Origin of the sequence: Enterococcus sp. LX10, from assembly GCF_023539285.1 — a bacterium.
GTDB classification, from domain to species: Bacteria; Bacillota; Bacilli; order Lactobacillales; family Enterococcaceae; genus Enterococcus; species Enterococcus faecalis.
The window spans coordinates 1,684,388-1,707,599 of the sequence record NZ_CP092784.1 but is presented as its reverse complement, the minus strand read 5'-3'; the positions used below and the strand labels follow the sequence as shown (position 1 = coordinate 1,707,599).

Annotated in this window: 22 protein-coding genes; 15 read left to right on the top strand and 7 right to left on the bottom strand. The window is 36.3% G+C overall.

The genetic code is table 11. The features are described from left to right. Positions 1 to 5: 5 nt before the first annotated feature. Entirely contained in the window at positions 6 to 446 is a 441-nt protein-coding gene (locus MKZ30_RS08130) for a hypothetical protein (RefSeq protein WP_002385841.1), read from the top strand. Between the two features lie 240 nt (positions 447 to 686). On the opposite strand, the gene MKZ30_RS08125 is transcribed toward MKZ30_RS08130, so the two are convergent. Together MKZ30_RS08125 and MKZ30_RS08120 are read right to left on the bottom strand one after the other, a co-directional pair. Continuing rightward, the gene (locus tag MKZ30_RS08125; protein ID WP_002357133.1) at positions 687 to 848 is read right to left on the bottom strand and encodes a hypothetical protein; all 162 of its coding nucleotides are present in this window, start codon (positions 846 to 848) and stop codon (positions 687 to 689) included. A 33-nt stretch (positions 849 to 881) separates the two neighbouring features. Beyond that, a complete protein-coding gene (locus tag MKZ30_RS08120) occupies positions 882 to 1,238 on the bottom strand; it encodes a hypothetical protein (RefSeq protein WP_002419931.1) in 357 nt (118 codons plus the stop codon). Between the two features lie 179 nt (positions 1,239 to 1,417). On the opposite strand from MKZ30_RS08120, the gene MKZ30_RS08115 reads away from it, so the two are divergent. From MKZ30_RS08115 to MKZ30_RS08095, 5 genes are all read left to right on the top strand, one after another. Further along, on the top strand, positions 1,418 to 2,752 hold the full coding sequence (locus MKZ30_RS08115) for an FAD-dependent oxidoreductase (protein WP_010816610.1): 1,335 nt from the start codon (positions 1,418 to 1,420) through the stop codon (positions 2,750 to 2,752). Next, positions 2,742 to 4,208, top strand: a complete 1,467-nt coding sequence (locus tag MKZ30_RS08110; protein WP_002385844.1) for an AcpB/EbpR/MafR family transcriptional regulator — start codon at positions 2,742 to 2,744, stop codon at positions 4,206 to 4,208. Before MKZ30_RS08115 ends, MKZ30_RS08110 begins: the two co-directional genes overlap by 11 nt. A 276-nt stretch (positions 4,209 to 4,484) precedes the next feature. Continuing rightward, entirely contained in the window at positions 4,485 to 5,990 is a 1,506-nt protein-coding gene (gene glpK, locus MKZ30_RS08105; RefSeq protein WP_002357138.1) for a glycerol kinase GlpK, read from the top strand. 20 nt (positions 5,991 to 6,010) lie between these two features. Then, positions 6,011 to 7,840: a type 1 glycerol-3-phosphate oxidase gene (gene glpO / locus MKZ30_RS08100; protein WP_033601026.1), complete on the top strand. Its 1,830-nt coding sequence runs from the start codon at positions 6,011 to 6,013 to the stop codon at positions 7,838 to 7,840. Positions 7,841 to 7,847: 7 nt separating this feature from the next. Then, positions 7,848 to 8,567 (top strand): MIP/aquaporin family protein, encoded by a 720-nt coding sequence (locus MKZ30_RS08095; protein ID WP_002357140.1) that lies wholly within the window; start codon positions 7,848 to 7,850, stop codon positions 8,565 to 8,567. A 79-nt stretch (positions 8,568 to 8,646) separates the two neighbouring features. Here MKZ30_RS08095 and MKZ30_RS08090 read toward each other — a convergent pair whose 3' ends face one another. Both MKZ30_RS08090 and MKZ30_RS08085 read right to left on the bottom strand, forming a co-directional pair. After that, positions 8,647 to 10,152: a helix-turn-helix domain-containing protein gene (locus tag MKZ30_RS08090; RefSeq protein WP_033601027.1), complete on the bottom strand. Its 1,506-nt coding sequence runs from the start codon at positions 10,150 to 10,152 to the stop codon at positions 8,647 to 8,649. Between the two features lie 561 nt (positions 10,153 to 10,713). Further along, on the bottom strand, positions 10,714 to 12,633 hold the full coding sequence (locus MKZ30_RS08085) for a PfkB family carbohydrate kinase (protein ID WP_033601028.1): 1,920 nt from the start codon (positions 12,631 to 12,633) through the stop codon (positions 10,714 to 10,716). 146 nt (positions 12,634 to 12,779) lie between these two features. Between MKZ30_RS08085 and rihC the strand changes: the two genes are divergently transcribed. Genes rihC through MKZ30_RS08070 form a run of 3 tightly spaced genes read left to right on the top strand, consistent with a single transcriptional unit; the run spans position 12,780 to position 15,623 of the window. Further along, positions 12,780 to 13,733 (top strand): ribonucleoside hydrolase RihC, encoded by a 954-nt coding sequence (gene rihC, locus MKZ30_RS08080; protein WP_002383111.1) that lies wholly within the window; start codon positions 12,780 to 12,782, stop codon positions 13,731 to 13,733. 16 nt (positions 13,734 to 13,749) lie between these two features. Then, positions 13,750 to 15,123, top strand: coding sequence for a C4-dicarboxylate transporter DcuC (gene dcuC, locus MKZ30_RS08075; protein WP_002419926.1), 1,374 nt, complete (start codon positions 13,750 to 13,752; stop codon positions 15,121 to 15,123). Between the two features lie 11 nt (positions 15,124 to 15,134). Beyond that, positions 15,135 to 15,623 carry a GNAT family N-acetyltransferase gene (locus MKZ30_RS08070; protein WP_002407510.1) on the top strand — a complete coding sequence of 163 codons (489 nt, stop codon included), beginning with the start codon at positions 15,135 to 15,137 and terminating at the stop codon, positions 15,621 to 15,623. A 78-nt stretch (positions 15,624 to 15,701) separates the two neighbouring features. Here MKZ30_RS08070 and MKZ30_RS08065 read toward each other — a convergent pair whose 3' ends face one another. Next, positions 15,702 to 16,730 carry a lactonase family protein gene (locus MKZ30_RS08065; RefSeq protein ID WP_002366856.1) on the bottom strand — a complete coding sequence of 343 codons (1,029 nt, stop codon included), beginning with the start codon at positions 16,728 to 16,730 and terminating at the stop codon, positions 15,702 to 15,704. Between the two features lie 191 nt (positions 16,731 to 16,921). On the opposite strand from MKZ30_RS08065, the gene clpX reads away from it, so the two are divergent. Together clpX and yihA are read left to right on the top strand one after the other, a co-directional pair. Then, entirely contained in the window at positions 16,922 to 18,175 is a 1,254-nt protein-coding gene (clpX, locus tag MKZ30_RS08060) for an ATP-dependent Clp protease ATP-binding subunit ClpX (RefSeq protein ID WP_033601029.1), read from the top strand. 97 nt (positions 18,176 to 18,272) lie between these two features. Further along, complete coding sequence (gene yihA, locus MKZ30_RS08055) at positions 18,273 to 18,854, top strand: ribosome biogenesis GTP-binding protein YihA/YsxC (protein WP_002357155.1); 582 nt, start codon at positions 18,273 to 18,275, stop codon at positions 18,852 to 18,854. Positions 18,855 to 18,870: 16 nt separating this feature from the next. Here yihA and MKZ30_RS08050 read toward each other — a convergent pair whose 3' ends face one another. Continuing rightward, positions 18,871 to 19,023 (bottom strand): SPJ_0845 family protein, encoded by a 153-nt coding sequence (locus MKZ30_RS08050; RefSeq protein ID WP_002362024.1) that lies wholly within the window; start codon positions 19,021 to 19,023, stop codon positions 18,871 to 18,873. Between the two features lie 177 nt (positions 19,024 to 19,200). Here MKZ30_RS08050 and yidD point away from each other — a divergent pair, with 177 nt between their 5' ends. Together yidD and MKZ30_RS08040 are read left to right on the top strand one after the other, a co-directional pair. After that, on the top strand, positions 19,201 to 19,503 hold the full coding sequence (gene yidD / locus MKZ30_RS08045; RefSeq protein WP_002357157.1) for a membrane protein insertion efficiency factor YidD: 303 nt from the start codon (positions 19,201 to 19,203) through the stop codon (positions 19,501 to 19,503). A 2-nt stretch (positions 19,504 to 19,505) separates the two neighbouring features. After that, entirely contained in the window at positions 19,506 to 20,387 is an 882-nt protein-coding gene (locus MKZ30_RS08040) for an ROK family protein (protein ID WP_002365792.1), read from the top strand. Positions 20,388 to 20,427: 40 nt separating this feature from the next. On the opposite strand, the gene MKZ30_RS08035 is transcribed toward MKZ30_RS08040, so the two are convergent. Then, on the bottom strand, positions 20,428 to 21,039 hold the full coding sequence (locus tag MKZ30_RS08035; protein ID WP_002365791.1) for an FUSC family protein: 612 nt from the start codon (positions 21,037 to 21,039) through the stop codon (positions 20,428 to 20,430). Positions 21,040 to 21,141: 102 nt separating this feature from the next. Here MKZ30_RS08035 and MKZ30_RS08030 point away from each other — a divergent pair, with 102 nt between their 5' ends. Both MKZ30_RS08030 and MKZ30_RS08025 read left to right on the top strand, forming a co-directional pair. After that, complete coding sequence (locus tag MKZ30_RS08030) at positions 21,142 to 22,101, top strand: aromatic acid exporter family protein (RefSeq protein ID WP_002419923.1); 960 nt, start codon at positions 21,142 to 21,144, stop codon at positions 22,099 to 22,101. Between the two features lie 117 nt (positions 22,102 to 22,218). Further along, positions 22,219 to 23,172, top strand: a complete 954-nt coding sequence (locus MKZ30_RS08025) for a hypothetical protein (RefSeq protein ID WP_002360064.1) — start codon at positions 22,219 to 22,221, stop codon at positions 23,170 to 23,172. Positions 23,173 to 23,212 lie beyond the last annotated feature (40 nt).

The following is a 23,212-nucleotide window of genomic DNA, read 5'->3' as shown; positions in this document are numbered from 1 at the left end:
GAGGGATGGTTATGAGACCAAATTTAGGATTTTACGTTCAAACAATCAATGATATCGTTAAAACAACAGAAGATATTGGCGAAGTCATGAATCCATATTACGAAGAAGTTCGTCAAGCGATTGATAAGAATAAAGTGAATGATTTAACAGCCGAACGAATTGCAGAAATTCAAGCAAAATTTAAAGAAGGTACTGAAAAATATGAATTAATGCTCAAAAAAGTCGGAACATTAAAACCGACGCCACAAGTACTTGGCATTCATAAAAAATTTCAACATGCTTATACAGAATATGTAGCAGGATGCAATGAAATGATTTTAGCAACAGATCCAGAAACAGGTATTGATGCAGATTTATTTAATGCTTCAGAGGAAAAGCAGGATCAAGCAACGGATGAATTAACCTTTGCCATTACACGGATGAGCAACATTCTTTTGAAAAAATAAAAAACTAATAAAAATAACTAACGAATTTAATATTTTTTTCATGTCTTTTTTATGGACAAAAGAGAAAGTGTATTGTATTATTAATTCATACCAACAACAACCTTTTTATTTTTCATTTTACTCTTATTGAGTAAATACTCCTTTTCCATCGGCAAAACTGCCGGTGGTTTTTTTGTTATTTTTTTATTTAATAATAAAACAACCTTTGATTTTATAAAAATCAAAGGTTGTTTTAGCTTGTTAATTTTCAACATTTCGCACATAATCATCAAAGTATTGAATTAACTCTTTCTTGATTTGTTGATAATCTGCTTCAGAATAGTTCTTTTCTTCTAGTGTGCCATTAAAAAATGGCAAATTTAGTTCTTCTTTTAAACGTTCAATCACTTCTTCTTGCTTCATAAGGACCCCTTCTCAACGAATTGTTCTCTTCTATTATAGAACATTGTAGTCATCCGTCAATTGCTCAAAGGCAATTTTCATTTCCTCTAGACGTTCATTCAATTGATGGGTTTCATCTTCTTCATTGAAAAAATGTTGTTTTAATTCAAAATAAAAATTTTCGAAGGCTTGGAAAAAAGGCTCAGACTTGTTGTTTTCAAGAGCAGGAACACTTGTGTAGAGAACACGAGCGCTATGGTAGTAAGTGCAAACCTCGTTAATATTTAATAAAATACGCGCTTCTTCTGGGCGTGGTCGACTTGTAACTAAGTCATGTAAAGATAAACTTTTTGTATGGGTTTCAGATAAATAAAATAAAAATAGTTCCAATTGCTCTTTTGTTGCAGACATGAAAACTCCTCCTCAAACAGTAGTAACATTTATTATAAATGAAAATGAAAGTGCTTGAAAAGCAATGCGCTCAGCAAAAATAATTATTTTAAGTGAAAACTATAGTTGTTGCTTTAGCATTCTTTTTAATCATGATAAACTGAGAGAAGTATAGTAGGTCCTGACAGAGGAGGAAACAAATGAAAATTGTGATTATTGGTGCATCATTCGCAGGTATTTCCGCAGCAATTGCTTCAAGGAAAAAATATCCCCAAGCAGAAATTTCTTTAATTGACAAACAAGCAACAGTGGGGTATTTATCTGGTGGCTTAAGTGCGTATTTTAATCATACCATCAATGAATTACACGAAGCACGTTACATAACGGAAGAGGAATTACGTCGTCAAAAGATTCAGTTGCTTTTAAATAGAGAAGTCGTGGCAATGGATGTTGAGAACCAATTGATTGCTTGGGCACGAAAGGAAGAGCAACAGTGGTATTCTTATGATAAATTGATTTTAGCGACAGGCGCGAGCCAGTTTTCCACGCAAATTCGTGGTAGTCAAACAGAAAAACTACTCAAATATAAATTTTTATCAGGTGCTTTAGCGGCTGTTCCATTACTGGAAGAAAGCCAGACAGTAGCCGTCATTGGTGCAGGACCCATTGGAATGGAAGCTATTGATTTTCTTGTGAAAATGAAGAAAACGGTCCATGTCTTTGAAAGTTTAGAAAATCTATTGCCTAAATATTTTGATAAAGAAATGGTTGCAGATGTTCAAAAATCTTTGGAAAAACAAGCAGTAATTTTCCATTTTGAAGAAACGGTCCTAGGAATTGAAGAAACAGCAAATAGTATTGTTCTTGAAACAAGCGAACAGAAAATTTCTTGTGACAGTGGGATTTTTGCTTTAAACTTACATCCTCAATTAGCCTATTTGGATAAAAAAATTCAACGGAATCTGGATCAGACAATCGCGGTGGATGCTTATTTACAAACTTCAGTGCCGAATGTTTTTGCCATCGGAGATTGCATTTCAGTTATGAATGAACCAGTCGCGGAAACTTTTTATGCTCCGTTAGTGAACAATGCGGTACGAACTGGCTTGGTAGTCGCCAACAATTTAGAAGAAAAAACACACCGATTCATTGGCTCTTTGCGAACAATGGGAACAAAAGTGGGGGACTATTACCTTGCTAGTACAGGTCTAACCGAAACGGAAGGTTTATTTTTTCCGCAAACACTTGTTTCCGTAATTGTTAGACAGCCAGCGCCGCCTCTACAACATGGGACAGAAATTTTAGGCAAATTAATCTATGATAAAGTGACGCAACGGGTCCTTGGGGCACAGCTTTGTTCAAAAAACAATTGTTTAGAAAAAATAAATACTTTAGCATTAAGTATCCAAACAGGTCAGACACTGACAGACCTATTACAAAAAGATTATTTTTATCAACCTTCCTTAACCAATATTTATGATATTACAAATTTGATGGGTGCTTCGGCTTATTGGAGAGAGAACGATGAAAGTTGAGACATTATTAGAAAAGAAAGCGATGCGACAATTATTAACGGTGCAACAAACCATCTTAGCAGGCGGTACCTGCTCAGTCTCTGATTTAACAGCATTTTTAGCGGTCACAAAAGCCTCCTTTGAAAAAGACTTAGAGGATTTACATTATTTTTTGAAACCTTTTGGACAGGATTGTCAGCTTACTTATGATGGCCAACAGCTATCAATCACCTTATCGGATTTTTTTTCGTTGAATCATTTAATTGAAGCATTTGTAAAAGAGTCTCTTAAATTTCAACTTTTAGATTATTTATATCGTAATAAAGAATTTTCTATTGTTCAATTAACGACTAAATTTATGATTAGTGAGTCTTCTTTATTTCGAAAGATTAAAGAACTCAATCAATTGTTAGCCGCCTTTGATTTGCAAATAAAAAATGGACAACTACAGGGAGAAGAATTGCAGATTCGTTACTTTTACTTTCAGTTGTATTGGTATATTACTCCCTATGAAACACACCAGAAAAAAACGATGTCCCCGTTAAATAAACGGATAATTGAAGGGATTGAGACTGGCTTAGGTTTTACTTTTAATGAACATAATGCGTTAAAAGTTAGCCTTTGGTTGAGTATTACGAAAAAGCGCCTAGCGGTCACTTCAAAAAAATATCAACAATTGAGAAAGAAAATGATTGATTTTAAAGAAGATCCGTTATTTAAGCAAGTTCGACAATTGTTTTTCCGTTTTTCTAGTCGCTATTCATTAGAATTAGACGAAGGAGAAAGCATGATTCATTTTGTTTTTCTAATCACAATGTCGGTCTTACCAGAATCAGCCTTTGATGAATATTCCTTAATTCGGGGACGTCGTTCCGCTGTTTCTTTAGCTGATACGTTTATCTTGGAAAATGTGGTCTTGTATTATCGGCCCCATAAATTTGAACCTACTCTTGAGAAAACCATGGCTTACTATTTTTCACAAATTCATGGAAAACTGTATTTTTTTAAAGGAGAATTGGAAGTCTTTGATAGGGCCCATATCTGGGAAAAAGAACAGCAATTATCTAGTCGGGAATTAGCTTCTTTTTCAACAACGTTATTAGAAAAAGCTTTAGCTTGTTTTGATGAAACGTATCAACCAGGAGATAGTTTGCATGAACTTTCTCTGGTCAAATATTTAAGCGTGTTGGCATTAATTGAATTTAAAATGATTGGTGAAATAAAAATTGGGATTCACTTAGCAATGGATGCTCTTTATCAAGCGGCGTTAACACAAGTATTAATGCTCAGTCTTAAAAATATGAATGGCACGCTGGTGGAGAGGTATCAGCCTGAGCAAACATATGATTTAATTGTAACTAATTATCAGCAAACGAGCTATCAAGGAACACCGGAAGTCTATGTTTTGTCAGAATTAAGTTCGACCTATGATGTGCAACAATTAAAAAAGAAAATACGTACCTTGCGGGAGAAATAAACAAAAGGTTGGTGTGACGGAAATTGTCTGATCCTCGCACCAGCCTTTTTACAACTAAAAGTCGAAAATTAGGCTTTTTTAAACAAAAATGTTTCTTTTTATTGAAAAATTAGAGATAATAAAAATATTATTGAAAGCGTTGTCTTTGTTGGTTTTAGTAGAAATCCTTTCAATTTTTTTAAAATAAAAAAAGTTTTTGACATGTTTAGTTATTCTTTTGTTTGTAAGATAGGGACATAAAGAAAACGATTTCAAAAACGTTTAGGAGGAATTATCATGGCAGAAGAAAAATACATTATGGCGATTGATCAAGGAACGACTAGTTCTCGTGCAATTATTTTTGATAAAAAAGGAAACAAAATTGGTAGTTCACAAAAGGAATTTACTCAATATTTCCCTAATGCAGGTTGGGTGGAACATAATGCCAATGAAATTTGGAATTCTGTTCAATCCGTTATTGCAGGTTCTTTAATTGAGTCAGGAGTGAAACCTACAGATATTGCTGGAATTGGGATTACAAACCAACGGGAAACAACCGTTGTTTGGGACAAAGCAACTGGGTTACCCATTTATAACGCAATTGTTTGGCAATCACGCCAAACGACACCTATTGCCGATCAACTAAAAGAAGATGGCTACAGCGAAATGATTCATGAAAAAACTGGGTTAATCATTGATGCTTATTTCTCAGCAACGAAGGTTCGTTGGATCTTAGATCATGTAGAAGGTGCACAAGAACGTGCAGAAAACGGCGAATTGATGTTTGGAACAATTGATACTTGGCTCGTTTGGAAATTAACGGGAGATACTCATGTCACTGATTATTCAAATGCAAGTCGGACGATGTTGTTTAATATCCATGATTTAGATTGGGATCAAGAAATTTTGGATCTTTTAAATATCCCACGAGTGATGTTACCGAAAGTCGTTTCGAACTCTGAAGTGTATGGACTAACAAAAAATTACCATTTTTACGGAAGTGAAGTTCCTATCGCTGGGATGGCTGGTGACCAACAAGCCGCCTTATTTGGTCAAATGGCCTTTGAACCTGGGATGGTTAAAAATACCTATGGAACAGGCTCATTTATTGTCATGAACACTGGCGAAGAACCTCAACTTTCTAAAAATAATCTGCTTACCACTATTGGCTATGGCATTAACGGCAAAGTATATTATGCCTTGGAAGGAAGTATCTTCGTGGCTGGTTCAGCGATTCAATGGTTACGAGATGGCTTAAAAATGTTGCAAACGGCTGCGGAATCTGAAGCAGTAGCCAAAGCATCAACAGGGCACAATGAAGTTTATGTGGTTCCTGCATTCACTGGTTTGGGTGCACCATATTGGGATTCACAAGCGCGTGGGGCTGTCTTTGGATTGACACGCGGTACCACGAGAGAAGATTTTGTCAAAGCGACACTTCAAGCAGTTGCGTATCAAGTTCGTGACATTATTGACACGATGAAAGAAGATACAGGCATAGATATTCCCGTCTTAAAAGTAGACGGTGGAGCAGCAAACAATGATTTCTTGATGCAATTCCAAGCAGATATTTTAAACACTGCTGTTCAAAGAGCCCATAACTTAGAAACAACGGCCTTAGGCGCAGCTTTCTTGGCGGGCTTAGCGGTTGGCTTCTGGAAAGACTTAGAAGAAATCAAAGCATTCCAAGAAGAAGGACAACAATTTGAACCCATTATGGCGGAAGAAGAACGAGAAGATTTATATGAAGGTTGGCAACAAGCAGTAGCAGCTACCCAACAATTCAAACGTAAAAATAAGTAAATGGAAAAGGGGAATTTTCTATGACTTTCTCAATAGAAACACGCCGACAATCAATCGACGCTTTAAAAACACAACACTTAGATGTCTTAATTATTGGTGGTGGCATTACTGGCGCAGGCGTTGCCCTGCAAGCCAGTGCCGCTAAAATGAAGACAGGGTTAATTGAAATGCAGGATTTCGCAGAGGGCACCTCTTCACGATCAACCAAATTAGTTCATGGTGGTATCCGCTATTTGAAAACGTTTGACGTGGAGGTGGTGGCAGATACAGTGAAAGAACGAGCCGTCGTTCAATCCATTGCGCCACACATCCCTAAAGCGGACCCCATGTTATTGCCGATTTATGATGAGCCAAATGCAACATTTAATCTATTTTCTGTCAAAATAGCAATGGATTTATATGATCAGTTAGCTGATGTAACAGGTACCAAGTACGCCAACTATCTGTTAACAAAAGACGAGGTTTTGGCACGTGAGCCACAACTAAAAAGTGAAGGTCTACAAGGTGGCGGTGTTTATTTAGATTACCGAAATAATGATGCTCGTTTAGTTATTGAAAATATTAAACAAGCAGTAGCTGACGGGGCACATGCTGTGAGTCGGGTTCAAGCGGTGGGCTTTTTATACAATGATGAAGGGAAAATTACTGGCATTCAAGCAAAGGACCTACTAACTGACGAACAGTTTGAGATTCACGCAGATGTTGTGATTAATACTACTGGTCCTTGGTCAGATAAATTAAGAGGCTTAGACAAAAATGATTCATTTACACCACAAATGCGTCCAACCAAAGGGGTCCACTTAGTTGTCGACAAAAGCCGTTTAAATGTTCCTCAACCAACGTATTTTGATACAGGTAAACAAGATGGCCGCATGGTCTTCGTTGTTCCAAGAGAAGAAAAAACATATTTTGGGACGACGGATACAGATTACCATGGAGATTTTCAACATCCAACAGTAGAACAAAGTGATGTGGATTACCTATTGGAAGTAGTAAATAATCGTTATCCAGAGGTGCAATTAACAATTGATGATATTGAAGCCAGCTGGGCTGGCTTACGACCTTTAATTTCTGCTAACGGTGGCTCAGATTATAACGGGGGAAACAATGGCAAACTTTCAGATAAAAGTATTGATGAAGTCATTGATGTCGTTGACAGATACAAAAAAAACCAAACAGATAAACGAGAAATTGAAGAAGTCCTAAACCATCTAGAAGACAGTTTGGTGGAAAATAAAGTCAATCCTTCAGCTGTCTCTCGAGGCAGCTCATTGGAAAGATCAGCGGATGGCTTGCTCACTTTGGCTGGTGGGAAATTAACAGATTATCGTAAAATGGCAGAAGGTGCGATGAAAATGATTCAAACCATCTTAGCAGAAGAATACCAAAAAGAATTCACCTTAATTGATTCTAAAAACTATCCAGTTTCAGGCGGAAAATTGAACCCTGCAACGGTAGACGAAGAATTAGAAGCGTTGGCAAAACATGGCGTATCTAAAGGGTTAAGTGAAAAAGATGCACTATACTTAGCTCATTTATATGGCTCCAACGTGCCAACTGTTTTTGAAATGATTGATGATGCCAAAGTAATTCCTGGTTTAACCTTAACAGAAACTATCTCTTTAAACTATGCGATGGAAGAAGAAATGGCTTTAACACCCGTCGACTTTTTATTGCGACGGACCAACCACTTATTGTTTATGCGTGATCGTTTGGACCAAGTGAAAGCGGGAGTCATTGAAGAAATGGCACAGCATTATCAGTGGACAGCGGAAGAAAGAGCACGACACATTGAAACATTAGAAAAAGTAATTGAAGAATCAGATTTAAAAAATTTGAAAGTAGGGTGAAGAAAAAATGGGAACTTCGATGATGACACAATTATTCGGTGAATTTTTCGGAACGATGATTTTAGTTTTACTAGGGGATGGCGTCTGTGCCGCAGTTAACTTGAAGAAAAGCAAAGCCTTTGCTTCTGGTTGGGTCGTTATTGCTTTAGGTTGGGGCGCTGCTGTTACATTAGCTGTTTACATGTCTGGGTATATGAGTCCAGCGCATTTAAATCCTGCTGTAACAGTTGCGATGGCAATTACTGGAAACTTTGAATGGGGCATGGTTTTACCTTATATCGTAGCTCAAGTCCTAGGCGGTTTTATTGGTGGTTTAGTTGTCTGGTTAGCTTATTTACCCCATTGGAACATTACAGAAGACAAAGGTGCTATTTTAGGAACCTTCGCCACTGGTCCAGCTGTCCGTAACTATCCAGCCAATGTTTTAACAGAAATTATCGGCACATTTGTCTTGGTTTTTGGCTTACTAGCCTTTTCTCAAAACGACTTAGCGGCTGGCATTAATCCAATGCTTGTTGGGATTTTGGTCTTAGGACTAGGTCTATCATTAGGCGGACCTACAGGTTATGCAATTAACCCTGCACGTGATTTAGGACCTCGTTTAGCGCACCAAATTATTCCTGTGAAAACAAAAGGTGATTCTGATTGGGCTTATTCTTGGGTGCCAATTGTGGGACCTATCTTAGGTGCTTCATTAGCTGCAGTAATTTATTTATTCACTATTTAATAGAAAAAACGAATAACTAACTGAATAGAAAAAAAGAACGAACCCAGAAATCTACACTAATTTTTGGGTTCGTTCTTTTTTATTGTAAATCGAAAATAGCGATACTTATTTTACTGAAAATTAATTCCCAATCTTCCCGGGTTAACTCTTCTTCTAAAATATAAATTCGTTCAATTTTTTTAGGCAAATTAAATATAGGATAATCAGTAATTACAATGTCGCAAGTAAAAAAATTCGTTCGTTCAAAAATAATGTCCTCACTAAACGCTTGTTTAATTTTCATCATGATAAAACTCGCAATGTAAAAATCGCGAGAATACGACACGCCAATTTTTATTTTAGTACGTGGGCTATAATGTTTATAGATTCTTAGTAGTAATTCGCATATCCAATTAGGATTTTCTTGGTCTTTAAATTCTAATTGATAAGGGAAGTTACCTGAAAAACTTTGATAAAAATCATAAATTTCCTTCTGTAAAGTCTTTTGGCTAGCACTGTTTTTATTGACTAAGAAATCTAGAATTGCTGTATTTGGTTGTTTAGAAATAAACAGTTGATTGTAAACAACATTTTTAAACAAAATAAGTAAAAAGTAATGACGATCAACTTCGCGCATTTCTGAAATCTGAAAAACTTGGCAAAAATCGGTTAGTAAGGCATCTACGTAGTAATATTCGGGACAAGAAATTTCAATTAAAGAAGCCAGTAAATATTCAGCTTGTTTTGCTGAATCAAAATTATCAATTGCGATTGGTGCAATGATATTGATGACTTCTTTTTGTGTTTTTGAAAAATCTGATTGACAACAAAAGATAGTTTGAGTAGGTTCCGAATAAAGTGATAAATAAGGGTGCTTTTCAAATTCTTTTTGGAGTTCTACTTCACAAGTATAGGGGAAGCGGTATTTCGCAATGTGTAAGAGTAAATTTAATTTTAATCGGGAAGCAAACTCTAACCGTTCAAGTATTTCTGGTTTAATGTGTTGCGTCAGTATATCTTCAAAATAAGTAGACGTATACTTTGGTAAGGCTAAAGTATTTAAGAATATAGTCCAATAAACATCTAGGAATGCATAGATAACTTGAAACTCAGTACCTTTTATCACTTTGCTAGCTGAAGGTGAAAAATGTACCGAAATACCGTAAAGAGCTAGTAACTTATTAATATTATTGAGTCTTTTATAAATATAAGAAGAACTAAAATTTGTTTCTTGACTGACTTTCCAGACAGAATTGTTTTCTTTTTTGATAATTGCTTGGAAAAGAATAAAGTCAGTAGAATTTAAACAATAATAGTTAAACAATAAGAAATAATGAGAAAGAAAATCATTTTCAGACGTATGTAACGAAATTTTTCCATGATTTATTTGGATTTTTAAGGTACTTTCATTAATTTCGGCTAAGTCTTCTTGGATTTCATGAAGATAGATTGATAAATTTTTATTGGACAAATCGAATGTTTTTGCAACGCTAGACAAATTAAGATTGGTTTGTTTAGCCAAATATAAAAAAACAGCCAACTTTTTTTGTGTTTTTTTTGACAGTAGATATTTTTTTATAGCATCCTGGGTTTTTATAGGACTCACTCCTTAAAAATAATTTCTCTTTTATTATAAAAGTTATTAAATAAAAAAGTAATAAAAATGCTTAATACTTGTAGTACTAAGACAAAGGTCTGTCATTTAATAACCAGGCGCTCACTAAATTTTTTTAATAGGTGAGTAACCTAATGTATAGAAATTGATAACACTGGAGATTAATACCGTAAGAATGGTTCTGTATATTTGTAAAATAAAAACGAGCCTGGGAAAAAATCCAAAGTGATTTTTTTCCCAGGCTTAAAAACTGATAAGCGGTGGGGACAGAAGTGCTTACGACGAAGATTGCTCTATGATTACTCGACGCAATTAGGACTTTGAGAGGCAAGGATCGAATCACATCAATCTCTACATGAAAATTACTAAGAATTGAGTTATTTCACTGCAAAAAAGGAACAGTTGAAAGCAATGTATTTACATGGGGAAAGAATGGGCCTGCCCAAATTAAAGAACACTAGGCTTTTTCAATTCTAGTATGTTTCATGCGAATTTTTGGAAATTCCTTCTTATTTGTTTTTTTCATGGAATCAGTTGTCTCTGTTGAGCCTTTTAGAAATCTGTCCTGACCTCGTTACGATGAGCAAAGAGAGCGGGTTCTTTTTTTATCAAATAATTTTCCAAAGTGACATGATCAACTAAAGAATCAATCACCCCTTCTTTAGAAACTGAAAATCCTGCAGCCTGAATTGCTATTTGAATGGCTGCTTCAGTCGGATAACCTTTCGAAAGATAGGAGGCGAGCGCGCTGATAAAGCTGTCACTGGCACCAGTACTATCCACAGCTATATTTTCTGTTGCAGGGAAATAGTGGCACACTTGGGGTGTTTTTAATAACACGCCTTTTTTTCCTAAAGTAACAATGACATTTTTTACGCCCATTTCTAAGAAGTACGCCGCTTTCTCTTCTAATGTACCAGTATCTGGTTGAAGTTCCAATAATTCATCTTCATTGGGAATGAAAAAATCAACCTTTTCTAGTATATTCACTGGAATATGATGAATAGCAGCTGGTTTTAAAATAATCGGTACCCCTGAATGTTGGGCGATTTCACAAGCTTTCTCAACAGCAGACAAAGGAATTTCTGTTTGAATGAGACAAAAACTGGCATCCATAAATAGGTGTTTTTGCTGTGCGATTTTTTTAGGCGTAAGCGCTGTGTTTGCACCAGGTAAGATTGAAATCATGGAGTCGCCGCTTGTCTCAACATAAATATAAGCTTGACCAGTCTCAGTATCTTGAATACGTGTGATACCATCTGTCGTAACGTGGTATTTTTCTAATTCTTTATATAAGTAATTCGCATCTGTGTCTGAGCCTAAACAACCAATTAGGGTGGCCTGATGGCCCAGTTTGGTTAAGCCAACAGCTTGATTTAATCCTTTTCCGCCGGGGAATTTAGCATAGCTAGACAGAAAATTTGTTTTGCCGTTATGTGGTAAATTTGTTGAATACAGATAATTATCAACGTTTAAACTACCCACTACAATCATTTTGCTATGTGGATTAACACTAGACACGCCTAATGTATTTTTGTGATCTAGCACCAATTTTTCAGCCTCATTAATCAAGGCTGTTTTTTCTTTGCGTTTGTTAAGCAATAACAAGGCTAACTGGCTGCCAAACGTCTCTGTATCTAACAAGACGGAAGAAATATGATCAGGTAAAAATGAACGATCAATTTTTCGCTTAATTGCGAGTAAAGAGTAATTATCGGGGGTTCGTAAACCGCTCTGCTTTAAAAGCTGTTCCAAAAAAACAGCCTGGGTATAGTCATCGGTAAGGATACCCGTAATCCCATCTGTGATAAGCTGATTACTGAAATCAGCAGGGATAGTAGTTAAAATATTTTCTTTACTAAAGGGTAAATTGACATCAAACAAGGCTTTTTTATAGCCTGCAATAATTGCTTCTTTATATTTTGGGTTAGTGACGAAATAACTAATTTTTTTATGGTTATTCTGTAATAATTCTTGGGTTAAAACATAACTAGCTTCTTCATAAAGCCCCGCTAGAGAAGGCAATTCGTTAGTTGAGTGATTGACGAAATAGTAAGGGATCGTTAATTCTTCTATAAATTTCGCGTATTGTTTACTGTTTTCATTGATTGGGTCCCAAATAATGCCACTGGCTTGTTTTAAAGTTGGCGAGGTAATATTTTTCAGTTCTTGTTCTAAACTACCGTGACTATTTAAAATCAAGCAGCTATAGCCATTTTCTTGAGCTTTATCAATAAAGCTCGTAACCCAAGCCTCAAAAGTTTCATGGCTATTTAATAATAACACGAAGGTTTTTGTAGTACTATTTGTGACGAGATTTGCTGAGTAAGGTGTGTAGTTGTAATCTCGAACAATTTTTAAGACACGCTCACGGGTTTCTTTACTAATAGTTTGATCTTTATTATTTATAATTTTGGATACAGTTGAAGCGGAAACGCCAGCCAATTTTGCAATATCTTTAATATTCATCATTTTCGTCCTTTCACTGAACTCTTTTTTATAGTAAGCATTCTAAAAGCAGAAAGTCAAGAAAAAGCCTAATTATTTATTATTTAGAAATTCTGCTTGACTTTTAATGAAAGCGCTGTTAATCTCAAATTAAGAAAACGTTTCCGGAAATGTTTTTCCTAAATGTGAATGGAGGAAGAAAAATGGATACAAAGAAAAGACCGATCATTATTGATACGGACCCAGGAATTGATGATGCTGTAGCTTTAGCGATTGCACTGAATCATCCTAACCTAGAAGTTCGCTTAATAACGACGGTTGCAGGGAATGTAGATGTAGAAAAAACAACAAATAATGCTTTGAAACTTGTCGATTTTTTTGGGAAAAAGGTTCCTGTAGCCAAGGGGTGTAATTGTCCGTTACTTATTCAATTGGAAGATTCTGCTGAGATTCATGGGGAGACTGGCATGGATGGCTTTGAGTTTCCGCAACCTATCTCTACGTGTTTAGATATTCATGCAGTGGAAGCTATGCGAAAAGAAATTTTGTCTAGTGATGTTCCTTTGACCATTGTTCCAATTGCTGCATTAACGAATATTGCTTTGTTACTGACCCTCTATCCAGAAGTCAAAGAAAATATTGCAGAAATCGTCATGATGGGTGGCTCATTAGCAAGGGGAAATACAAATACAAGTGCCGAATTTAATACGTATGTCGATCCACACGCTGCACAAATTGTTTTCCAATCAGGTGTCCCGCTAACAATGGTAGGATTAGATGTTACAAGTCAAGCTGTGTTAACGAATCATGAAGTAACAGCCATCAGAGCGCTTGGCAGAGTGGGGGAAATGTTTTATGGTCTTTTCCGTCATTATAGAGGCGGCAGTTTAACTACAGGTTTGAAAATGCATGATGTCTGCGCGATTGCCTATTTAACTTCACCAGAATTATTTGAGACAACTGAAACGTTCATTGAAGTTGCTTTGGAAGGTCCAGCTGCGGGAGCTACTGTTGCAGATTTAAAAATGAAGTATCATAAAAACACGAATGCCGTTGCCTGTATAGATGTAAATGTTGAAGCTTTTCAAAAATGGGTTGTCGAAAAAATGAAAGCGGTTAATTAACTGAAGGAGGATAAGTATGATTGAAAGTTTATTGGTATTGGTCGTTTTAGTTGCTGTAGCCTATTTGATTGTAAAAAATTATCATCCCGCACTCAGTTTAATTATTGGTGCGCTTGTTCTACTTGCCTGTGCATGGATGTTAGGACATCCTATTTATCCTGCAGGAGAAGGAACCGGTTTTGGATTATTTGATATTTTCTTGAAGTTTAAAGATACAATTATTGCACAAGTGAGTTCAGCAGGAATTGTAATTATGATTCTTTTTGGTTATTCAGGCTATATGAATGCAATCGGGGCCAATCAGATGGCTGTCAACTTTTTGGTGAAACCATTAATGAAGATTAAACGTAAATCGTTATTTGTCCCTGTGGTCTTTTTAATTGGAAATTTAATGTCACTAGTAGTTCCTAGTGCATCAAGCTTAGCGATTATTTTAATGTCTATATTATATCCGATGCTAGCCAGCATGGGGATTTCATCATTAACTGCTGCAGGTGTGATTGCAATGACGGCAACTATCATGCCAACACCTTTAGGCGCGGATAACGTAATCGCCGCAAATACCCTTGGTTATGATGTGTTAAATTATGTTGTATGGAATGCCAAAATTTCGCTGCCATCGTTATTAATCATTGCGGTTGCACAGTACTTCTGGCAAAAATACTGCGATAAAAAAGAAGGTGAGGCTGCCTATGTCTCATTAAATGAAGAAGGCTTAAGCAAACAAAAAGAATTTGATGTTCCTAAATTTTATGCAATATTGCCAATATTACCGCTATTATTAATTGTTGGAGTGGGAATCGCAGGAATGTTTGTCAAAGGAATAACGATGGATATTTTTGTTCTTACATTTATTTCTTTCTTCATTGCGGTATTGGTTGAGACGCTTCGCTTGAAATCTTTTAAAAAGGTTCAAGATACGGCTGTCGAGATGTTTAAAGGAATGGGGCAAGGGTTTAGTCAAGTCGTGATGCTTGTCGTAGGCGGTTCATTATTCACGTCTGCGATTCAAACGTTAGGAATTATTGATAGTATTATGGCATCTGTCGAAGCGTCAAGTTCAGCAGGAATCGTTACGACCTTAATTTTCAGCGGTGCAACGACCCTTTTTGGAATTTTAAGCGGTGGTGGACTGGCAATGTTTTATGCGGTTATCGAACTAATCCCTGGGATTGCCGAAAAAGCTGGGATTGATGGTATTTTAATTTCCTTGCCAATGCAGATGATCGCGAATTTAACTAGAACGATTTCTCCTGTAGCAGCAGTTGTCATGATTGTCGCATCAACAGTAGGAGTTAGTCCCATCAGAATTTTAAAACGGACGAGTGTACCGACCATCATTGGCATTATTAGTGTGATTGTCTTGTCGATTCTATTGTTACCTTATTAAGAGAATACACAATGAAAATTAGAGTGGCTGATGAGAAAGAGTTACCGATGATTCTTCAATTTTTAACAGAAGTAAAGGCATACATGGACGTTGTGGGCATTACACAGTGGACAAAGGACTATCCTTCTCAAGGAGATATCCAAGAAGACATTACAAAAAAACGATTGTATTTGTTAGTGCACGAAGAAATGATTTTTTCAATGGCAACGTTCTGTATGGAGCAGGAACAAGACTTTGTTTGGCTAAAGCGCTTTGCAACTTCGCCTAATTATATTGCCAAGGGTTATGGCAGTTTATTGTTCCATGAATTGGAGAAACGGGCAGTCTGGGAAGGAAGACGTAAAATGTATGCTCAAACTAATCATACAAACCATAGAATGATTCGATTTTTCGAAAGTAAAGGGTTCACAAAAATTCATGAATCTTTACAAATGAATCGCTTAGACTTTGGCTCTTTTTATCTATACGTTAAAGAATTAGAGAAACAATCCATCGTTTAAAATAAGAAAACAGGAGTCAGATGCAAAAATTATTTAGCATCTGACTCCTGTTATTTTCCAAGGAAATAGTCAACTTAATTATACAAATAAAACACAAACACATTCGGGAACGGCAACATCTTTTTGAATCATTTCTAATAAGCCAGTTTCTTGGTTCCGACGATAAAGTGTTAAATTATCAGAGTCTTGATTAGCGACAACAACGAAATCTTCAGAAGGATCTAAATCGAAATCTCTTGGAATATCGCCTTCTGTTGAAATTAATTGAATTCGTTCAATCGCTTCGCCGTTTTCTGAAACAGCATAGACAGCAATCGAGTTATGGCCACGGTTTGAAGCATAAAGGAAACGGCCATCAGAAGAAATACGAATTGCAGCACCACCATTAAACGCATCATAATCAGCAGGTAAAGTAGAAACTTTTTGTAATTCAGTGAAAGAACCATCTGTTTCATCATATGAAAGAACTGAGACAGTGCTATCTAATTCACCAAATAGATAAGCCAATGATTTTGTTGGGTGGAACACTAAATGACGTGGACCAGTCCCTGGCTCAGTCACGAATTGAGCGATTTCAGAAAGCTTTCCATCTAAGCTAACATTATACGTATACACACGATCGGTTCCTAGATCACAGACGACTAAGCGTTGATCAGGTGTTAAATCTGTGTAATGAACATGGGCATTGTTTTGGTTTTCATGAGGACCAGTTGGCTCTGTATGAATCACTTTGTCAGCATCTTCCAAAGAACCATCTTCTAAGATACGATACACGTGAACGATACCTTGGTGATAATTTGCTGCATAGACAAGTTGTCGGTTTTCGTCAACAGCTACATAACATGGTGGCGCACCTTCCTCAGTTACTTTATTCAATAAGTTAAAATGGTCCATTTCTGGTTGATAAGCGGCAGTGCCACCTTCACCGTCAACACTAGTGACGCTAAAAAGTTCGCCCTTTTGACTCAGAGCAAGATAGGTAGGACTCGTTTCTTCTAACAAAAGTGTCGCTTCTGTTAAACGACCTTGTGTCGTATCTAATGCAATTTTATAAATGCCTTGGCTGGCTCTTCGAGTATAGGTACCTAGTAAAATTTGTTCTAACATCACAATTCCTCCAATTTGTTTCAACACAATCACTTTTTATGAAAGTGCTTTTATATAATGTAGTATACCATAAGAAGTCTAAGAACAATAAAACTTTCTATCTGAGATGTTCGCATTTTAAAGTGGTTTGTGCTATTATGATGAGAGACTGTGATGACAGTCATTTTTTGATTTTTAGAGGGGTGACGAACATGTACGACAATACGGATAATAACGGGACCGTTCGTTGTTCATTTTGTGGGAAAACACAAGAAGAAGTAAAAAAAATTGTTGCTGGTCCGGGTGTCTATATTTGTAATGAATGTATTGATCTATGTAAAGAGATTATTGATGAAGAATTTTATGATGAAGCAGTCCGAGAATTAACGGATGTGCCAAAACCCCAAGAAATTTTAAATGTTTTAAATGAATATGTTATTGGACAAGAACGTGCAAAACGCACACTTTCTGTTGCTGTTTACAATCACTATAAACGTGTGAATCAATCAGAAACAGCTGCAACTCAAGATGACGTTGAATTGCAAAAAAGTAACATTTGTTTAATTGGACCAACAGGTTCAGGTAAAACTTTCTTGGCTCAAACGTTAGCAAAAACATTAAATGTACCTTTTGCGATCGCTGATGCGACCAGTTTAACAGAAGCAGGTTATGTAGGGGAAGATGTTGAAAATATCCTTTTAAAATTGCTACAATCTGCTGACTATAATGTTGAACGTGCGGAAAAGGGCATTATCTATATTGATGAGATTGATAAAATTGCCCGTAAGAGTGAAAATGTTTCGATTACTCGAGATGTTTCAGGTGAGGGTGTTCAACAAGCCTTACTAAAAATTCTTGAAGGAACAGTTGCAAGTGTACCACCACAAGGGGGCCGCAAACATCCACATCAAGAATTTATCCAAATTGACACAACGAATGTTCTCTTCATCGTTGGTGGAGCATTTGATGGAATTGAAACTATTGTTAAAAACCGCTTAGGCGAAAAAACTATTGGTTTTGGTAAAACTAATTCTGCTTTAAATGAAGAAGAAAGCATCATGCAACATATTATTCCAGAAGATTTATTGAAATTTGGTTTAATTCCAGAATTTATTGGACGCTTACCTGTAATGGCTGCGCTTGATAAATTAACGAATGATGATTTAGTTCGAATTTTAACAGAACCGAAGAATGCCTTGGTGAAACAATATCAAAAATTATTGTCTCTTGATGACACTAAATTAGAATTTGAACCAGAAGCATTAAAAGCCATCGCAGCCAAAGCTATTGAACGTAATACTGGCGCACGCGGACTTCGTTCAATCATTGAAGAAATTATGATGGACGTAATGTTTGATGTTCCTTCAGATGAAAGTATTGAAAAAGTTATCATTACTAAAATGGCAGCTGAAGGTAACGGTAAACCAACAATTATTTATAACAAAAAAGATAAAGAAGCTGTATAAGATTGAAGCTGAAAACAGCTCTTTCGGCGGATCTCCGAAAGAGCTGTTTTTGTTAAGCTTTTGAATGAAAGACTGAATAGAAGAACGGAGGAAAACAATGAACGTACATAATGCAGAAATCGTGATTAGTGCGGTATCCCCTAAACAATATCCTGAATCTCAGTTACCGGAGATTGCTTTAGCTGGACGTTCGAACGTTGGGAAATCATCTTTTATTAATACCTTGATTAATCGTAAAAATTTAGCAAGAACTTCAGGCAAACCTGGTAAAACGCAAACGCTAAACTTTTATTTAATTGAGGATGCCTTACATTTTGTGGATGTTCCTGGCTATGGTTATGCCAAAGTTTCTAAAACAGAACGTGCGAAGTGGGGAAAAATGATTGAAACGTATATCACGCAACGTGAGCAATTACGTGCAGTCGTTTCTTTAATTGATTTACGTCATCCGCCGACCCAAGATGATATCCAAATGTATGAATTTTTGAAATACTATGATTTGCCAGTTATTATTGTGGCAACTAAGGCAGACAAAATTCCGCGGGGCAAATGGAACAAACACGAGAGTGTCATCAAAAAAGCCTTGAATTTTGATAAACAAGATGACTTTATTATTTTCTCTTCTGAAACAAAAGAAGGAAAAGAAGCAGCTTGGACAGCAATTGAAAAGTTTCTATAGAAAAAAACAAGCAAAATTACTCTTTTGCTTGTTTTTTTGCTTCTTCTTTTTTTGCTTCTTGTCGTTGTTTTGCCAGTTCTTCAAGAGGGACTTCTTTCTTTAATGGATCAACGGCGAAAGAATCGAAGAGTTTATCTAAGTCATTGGAACGTTCAAATTTTAATCCCATTTACTATGCCTCCATTCCTTTTTTTATAGTGTAGCACGTTTTTTTTCATTTGGATAGCAACAGAAATGTAAGAATTCGTAATAGGTGCACCTGGTGTGATTTCTCGTAACTAGGACTTGCCAAACATGAAAAAACAAGCTATTCTTTAGTAAGAATTAGTTAGAAAGAAGGCACTTTATGAAAAATCCGTTAATCGGCGGTGTTCGTTTTTATCAACGATTTATTTCTCCAGGATTGCCTGCACGTTGTCGCTATTACCCAACGTGTTCACAATATATGATTGATGCAATTCATACACATGGAAGTGTCAAAGGAACAACGATGGGAGTAGCACGGATTTTACGATGTCATCCTTTTGTTAAAGGCGGCATTGACTATGTTCCATTGAAATTTCGCTTGACGAAAAATCCTGATGAGACCTATCATGGACCGTATACGTATCGAAGAAATAAGAAAACAGAAGTAGAAAAGGATGGATAAATATGGCAATTTTAGCATTTGATCTTGGCGGTTCTTCCGTGAAATACGGCGTTTGGACAGGCAAAGAATTAACAAATCAAGGGAGCTTTCCAACACCTGGCTCTTGGGAAGAAATGAAAGCGCATTTATATTCGGTTTATGCAGACAAAAGAAATGAGTCGATTAGTGGTGTTGCTTTTAGTTCACCTGGAGTAGTTGACGAAAAAAGTCAACAGATTTTAGGGATTTCCGCCATTCCATATATTCATCATTTTAACATTTATGAAGAATTAGAAGCGTTGTTTGGGTTACCAGTGACTATCGAAAATGATGCGAATTGTGCTGGTTTAGCTGAGATATATGAAGGCGCGGCGAAAGGGAAAAAAGAAGTGCTTTTTGTCGTTATTGGGACAGGAATTGGCGGAGCGATTTTTCGAAATGGCGAATTGTACAAAGGTGCTCATTTATATGGAGGCGAGTTTGGACTGAACTTTTTAAGTAATGGCCAAACATTCAGTGAAATTGGCACAGCTGTCAAAATGGCTCAGCGTTATTGTGAACGAATTGGAGTCGAAAAACAGGCGGTGACAGGAGAAGAAGTTTTTGAACTGGCACAACGAGGGGATGAGGTTGCTCGCGAAGAAGTCAATAATTTTTATGATTATTTAACACAAGGATTATTCGGATTACAGTTTTCTTATGATCCTGAAATGATTGTACTTGGAGGCGGTGTTTCTGCTAAAGAAGGCTTATTAGCAGAGATTAATCGCCGGATGCTAACGCATTTACAGACCTTTGAATTAAAAGATTTTGTTCCAGAAATCGTGACCTGCCATTATCAAAATGATGCCAACTTGATTGGCGCAGCCGCCAACTTTCAAGCAAAAACGAATTGGGAACTATAAAGAAACAGCCGATTGTTGTTCTCTTCAATCGGCTGTTTCTTTATTTATTTGCCTTGTCGTCAGTGTTTTCTTCTGCAGCAATCCGCGCTTGAACTTGTTGGCGTAGAGCTTCTAGTTCTTTTTCCTTCTTTTCTAATTCAGCTAAATCTTCAGAAATTTCATGGGCTTCTTCTGCTGGCTTAGGTTGTAAAAAGACGTTTAAACCAATCGCTATAAAGGTCCCAATGAATGTATCCAACACACGTTCCATTGCGTATTGAAAGGAATCGCTTTGCGGAATACTTAAAGAAATCATTAAAAGTGTCGCAGTTGCAGAAATGATTCCAGCATTGTTATTAATCCCATCAGAAACAACGATGACGATAATGACTAAAAGTGGTAGTAGCAGTAATTCTACTAAGTGTTGATTAGGAAAATAATCTTGTGCTAATACATAAAGCAAAGCTAAAAAGCCACCCAATGTGTTTCCAATAATGCGCGATTTTCCAAAAGACAAACTGGTATTTAAATCTTGTCTTAGCGAAAAAACAGCTGCTAAACAGGCAATCATAGGTGAGCCACGATGGAAAAATTGAAATAAAAGAATACACAGCATGACAGCAATTGCTGTTTTTAACGTTCGCATGCCTAAACGAAATCGACCCACTATCATAAATATTCGCTCCTAAATAACTTTTCTCTTTAATGATAACCGAAATAGAGGTAAAATTACTAGAGAAAAGTGAAGAATTATTATTTTTTAAGGGGAGTATGCATGAAAATTGGTTTACGAACAGTCAAGACAGCCATTAGCGCTGCATTAGCAATGATTATTGCGGAAAAACTGGGATTACTTTATGCCCCTTCGGCAGGGATTATTTCGGTTTTAAGTGTTACTAGCACGAAAAAAACATCTGTCATGACAGGGATTTATCGTTTGTTATCCTTAGCTTTAGCAACTATTTTAGCGTATATTTGTTTTACTTTTTTAGGTTTTACAGCGATTGCTTTTGGTATTTTTTTGTTATTATTTATTCCAGCAGCTGTGTATTTTCAATTATCTGATGGGATTGTTGTGAGTTCCGTTTTGGTAACTCATTATTTAGTCGAAAAAAATCTTTCTTGGGCGATTATTGGAAATGAGTTTTTATTAATGAGTATTGGTGTGGGACTAGCGTTATTAGCTAATTCTTATATGCCTGATACAGAAAAACGTTTAAGAGAAGACCAAGAAGTCATTGAAACAATGTTTCGTAAAATTTTAAGGGAAATGGCGCTACATTTAAACAACGCTGCAGGAGAGCGAAATTTGGTCATGTATTGTGCAGATTTAAAAACCTTTATTCGCACAGGCGAGACGTGGGCCAAAAATCATGCCGAGAATCAATTGCTGTCTACCAATACGTACTATTTAGAGTACTTTGCGATGAGAAAAATGCAAAGTAATATTCTAAAAAACATGTTGGAATTATTAGAAGATATTACTGTTGATGCGCAACAAGTTCGCTATATTCAACAATTGTTGGAATATACGGCAGAAACATTTGCAGAGAATAATGATGGACAAGAAATTATGAATCGAATTAAGAACGTTTATGAAACCTATCGCACAAAACCATTGCCGCAAACAAGAAATGAATTTGAAAATCGGGCGCGGCTCTTTCAGTTTTTACAATTATTTCAGTCGTTCATCCAAATCAAAGCGGACTTTGCCAAATTACAACTAGATAAATAAACAGAAAAAGAAACCTTTTTAAACAGAGGTTTCTTTTTTGTTCTCTTAAAAATTCAGGCAAGTTCTTTAGTATTCATTGAGAATGTGTTAAACTAATGAGAAAGAAAAATAAAAGGAATGACCGCAATGGATAATGCTCAAGTGAAGAGAAAACATTTCCGTTTTCCAGCTTATGATGATGAACAGGGCGTAAAATTACCAACAGATAATGAACGTAACTTATTTCAAGATGATCTGATTGGTAAAGCAATGTCTGGTAGCAGAAGAACTGCAACATCTGCCGAAGATACTAGACAAAGCACACCATCCGTCCAACAACCAACAACGAATCAATCAACTACAAATAAACAAACACAACAATTAACGGCAGCACAACAAGAGCAATTAGCACGTCATCGTTCTAATTTGCCAGACTATACAAAACATGCTAGTAAAGCAACGAAAAATAAACAAGCAACGAAAAAAAATAATAGCCTTTTTGGGACACCAAAAGGAAATGGCTGGACACAAACGTATAAAAAAAAAGAAGTCGTAGCGAAACCAAGTAGACCTGCCGCATCACCATTAGTGCAAAAAACGACACCTTCTTATTTTGTTCCTAAATATATCCCGGCTTCTGTGATTCCTGAGGAACAGGAACCTAGTTTTACTGAAGAAGAGTTGCTAAAAGCAATGAAAAAAGATCGTCGTTCATATGTCATTCTTGATGATGAACCAACGGCTTTTCAAGTGAAAGATACGGAAGAAGATCCAACGGTGCGGAAATTTAATATTCCAACCTCAGAACCTGAGATTCCTTTAACTAGACGACAATATCAACAAATCAAACCAGACTTAGAACGTTTTGGCGAAGATGCGTTAGATTTACGTTCGCGTTCCCGTTTGAATGCCGCAAAGAAAAATGCTAAAAGTCAAACTGCTTATGGGAAAAAATTAGCTAAAGCGAATGCTCAAGTGGAGCCGGAAGCACCTGTGACAGAAGAGAAGAAAAAGGGCATCTTGGATAAACCATTAAGTGGGATGCTAGAAGATTCAAGTTCTGTATTAGAAAACAGTAAATATTTTAGTTAAGAGATGAAACTTGCATGTGGATTTGAAACATGTAAGTTTT

Excerpts from the sequence above, each read along its gene's own strand:
- MKZ30_RS08130 (WP_002385841.1), top strand. The coding sequence starts at position 6 with ATGGTTATGAGACCAAATTTAGGATTTTACGTTCAAACAATCAATGAT.
- MKZ30_RS08125 (WP_002357133.1), bottom strand. The coding sequence starts at position 848 with ATGAAGCAAGAAGAAGTGATTGAACGTTTAAAAGAAGAACTAAATTTG.
- MKZ30_RS08120 (WP_002419931.1), bottom strand. The coding sequence starts at position 1,238 with ATGTCTGCAACAAAAGAGCAATTGGAACTATTTTTATTTTATTTATCT.
- MKZ30_RS08115 (WP_010816610.1), top strand. The coding sequence starts at position 1,418 with ATGAAAATTGTGATTATTGGTGCATCATTCGCAGGTATTTCCGCAGCA.
- MKZ30_RS08110 (WP_002385844.1), top strand. The coding sequence starts at position 2,742 with ATGAAAGTTGAGACATTATTAGAAAAGAAAGCGATGCGACAATTATTA.
- glpK (WP_002357138.1), top strand. The coding sequence starts at position 4,485 with ATGGCAGAAGAAAAATACATTATGGCGATTGATCAAGGAACGACTAGT.
- glpO (WP_033601026.1), top strand. The coding sequence starts at position 6,011 with ATGACTTTCTCAATAGAAACACGCCGACAATCAATCGACGCTTTAAAA.
- MKZ30_RS08095 (WP_002357140.1), top strand. The coding sequence starts at position 7,848 with ATGGGAACTTCGATGATGACACAATTATTCGGTGAATTTTTCGGAACG.
- MKZ30_RS08085 (WP_033601028.1), bottom strand. The coding sequence starts at position 12,633 with ATGATGAATATTAAAGATATTGCAAAATTGGCTGGCGTTTCCGCTTCA.
- rihC (WP_002383111.1), top strand. The coding sequence starts at position 12,780 with ATGTTTTTCCTAAATGTGAATGGAGGAAGAAAAATGGATACAAAGAAA.
- dcuC (WP_002419926.1), top strand. The coding sequence starts at position 13,750 with ATGATTGAAAGTTTATTGGTATTGGTCGTTTTAGTTGCTGTAGCCTAT.
- MKZ30_RS08070 (WP_002407510.1), top strand. The coding sequence starts at position 15,135 with ATGAAAATTAGAGTGGCTGATGAGAAAGAGTTACCGATGATTCTTCAA.
- MKZ30_RS08065 (WP_002366856.1), bottom strand. The coding sequence starts at position 16,730 with ATGTTAGAACAAATTTTACTAGGTACCTATACTCGAAGAGCCAGCCAA.
- clpX (WP_033601029.1), top strand. The coding sequence starts at position 16,922 with ATGTACGACAATACGGATAATAACGGGACCGTTCGTTGTTCATTTTGT.
- yihA (WP_002357155.1), top strand. The coding sequence starts at position 18,273 with ATGAACGTACATAATGCAGAAATCGTGATTAGTGCGGTATCCCCTAAA.
- MKZ30_RS08050 (WP_002362024.1), bottom strand. The coding sequence starts at position 19,023 with ATGGGATTAAAATTTGAACGTTCCAATGACTTAGATAAACTCTTCGAT.
- yidD (WP_002357157.1), top strand. The coding sequence starts at position 19,201 with ATGAAAAATCCGTTAATCGGCGGTGTTCGTTTTTATCAACGATTTATT.
- MKZ30_RS08040 (WP_002365792.1), top strand. The coding sequence starts at position 19,506 with ATGGCAATTTTAGCATTTGATCTTGGCGGTTCTTCCGTGAAATACGGC.
- MKZ30_RS08035 (WP_002365791.1), bottom strand. The coding sequence starts at position 21,039 with ATGATAGTGGGTCGATTTCGTTTAGGCATGCGAACGTTAAAAACAGCA.
- MKZ30_RS08030 (WP_002419923.1), top strand. The coding sequence starts at position 21,142 with ATGAAAATTGGTTTACGAACAGTCAAGACAGCCATTAGCGCTGCATTA.
- MKZ30_RS08025 (WP_002360064.1), top strand. The coding sequence starts at position 22,219 with ATGACCGCAATGGATAATGCTCAAGTGAAGAGAAAACATTTCCGTTTT.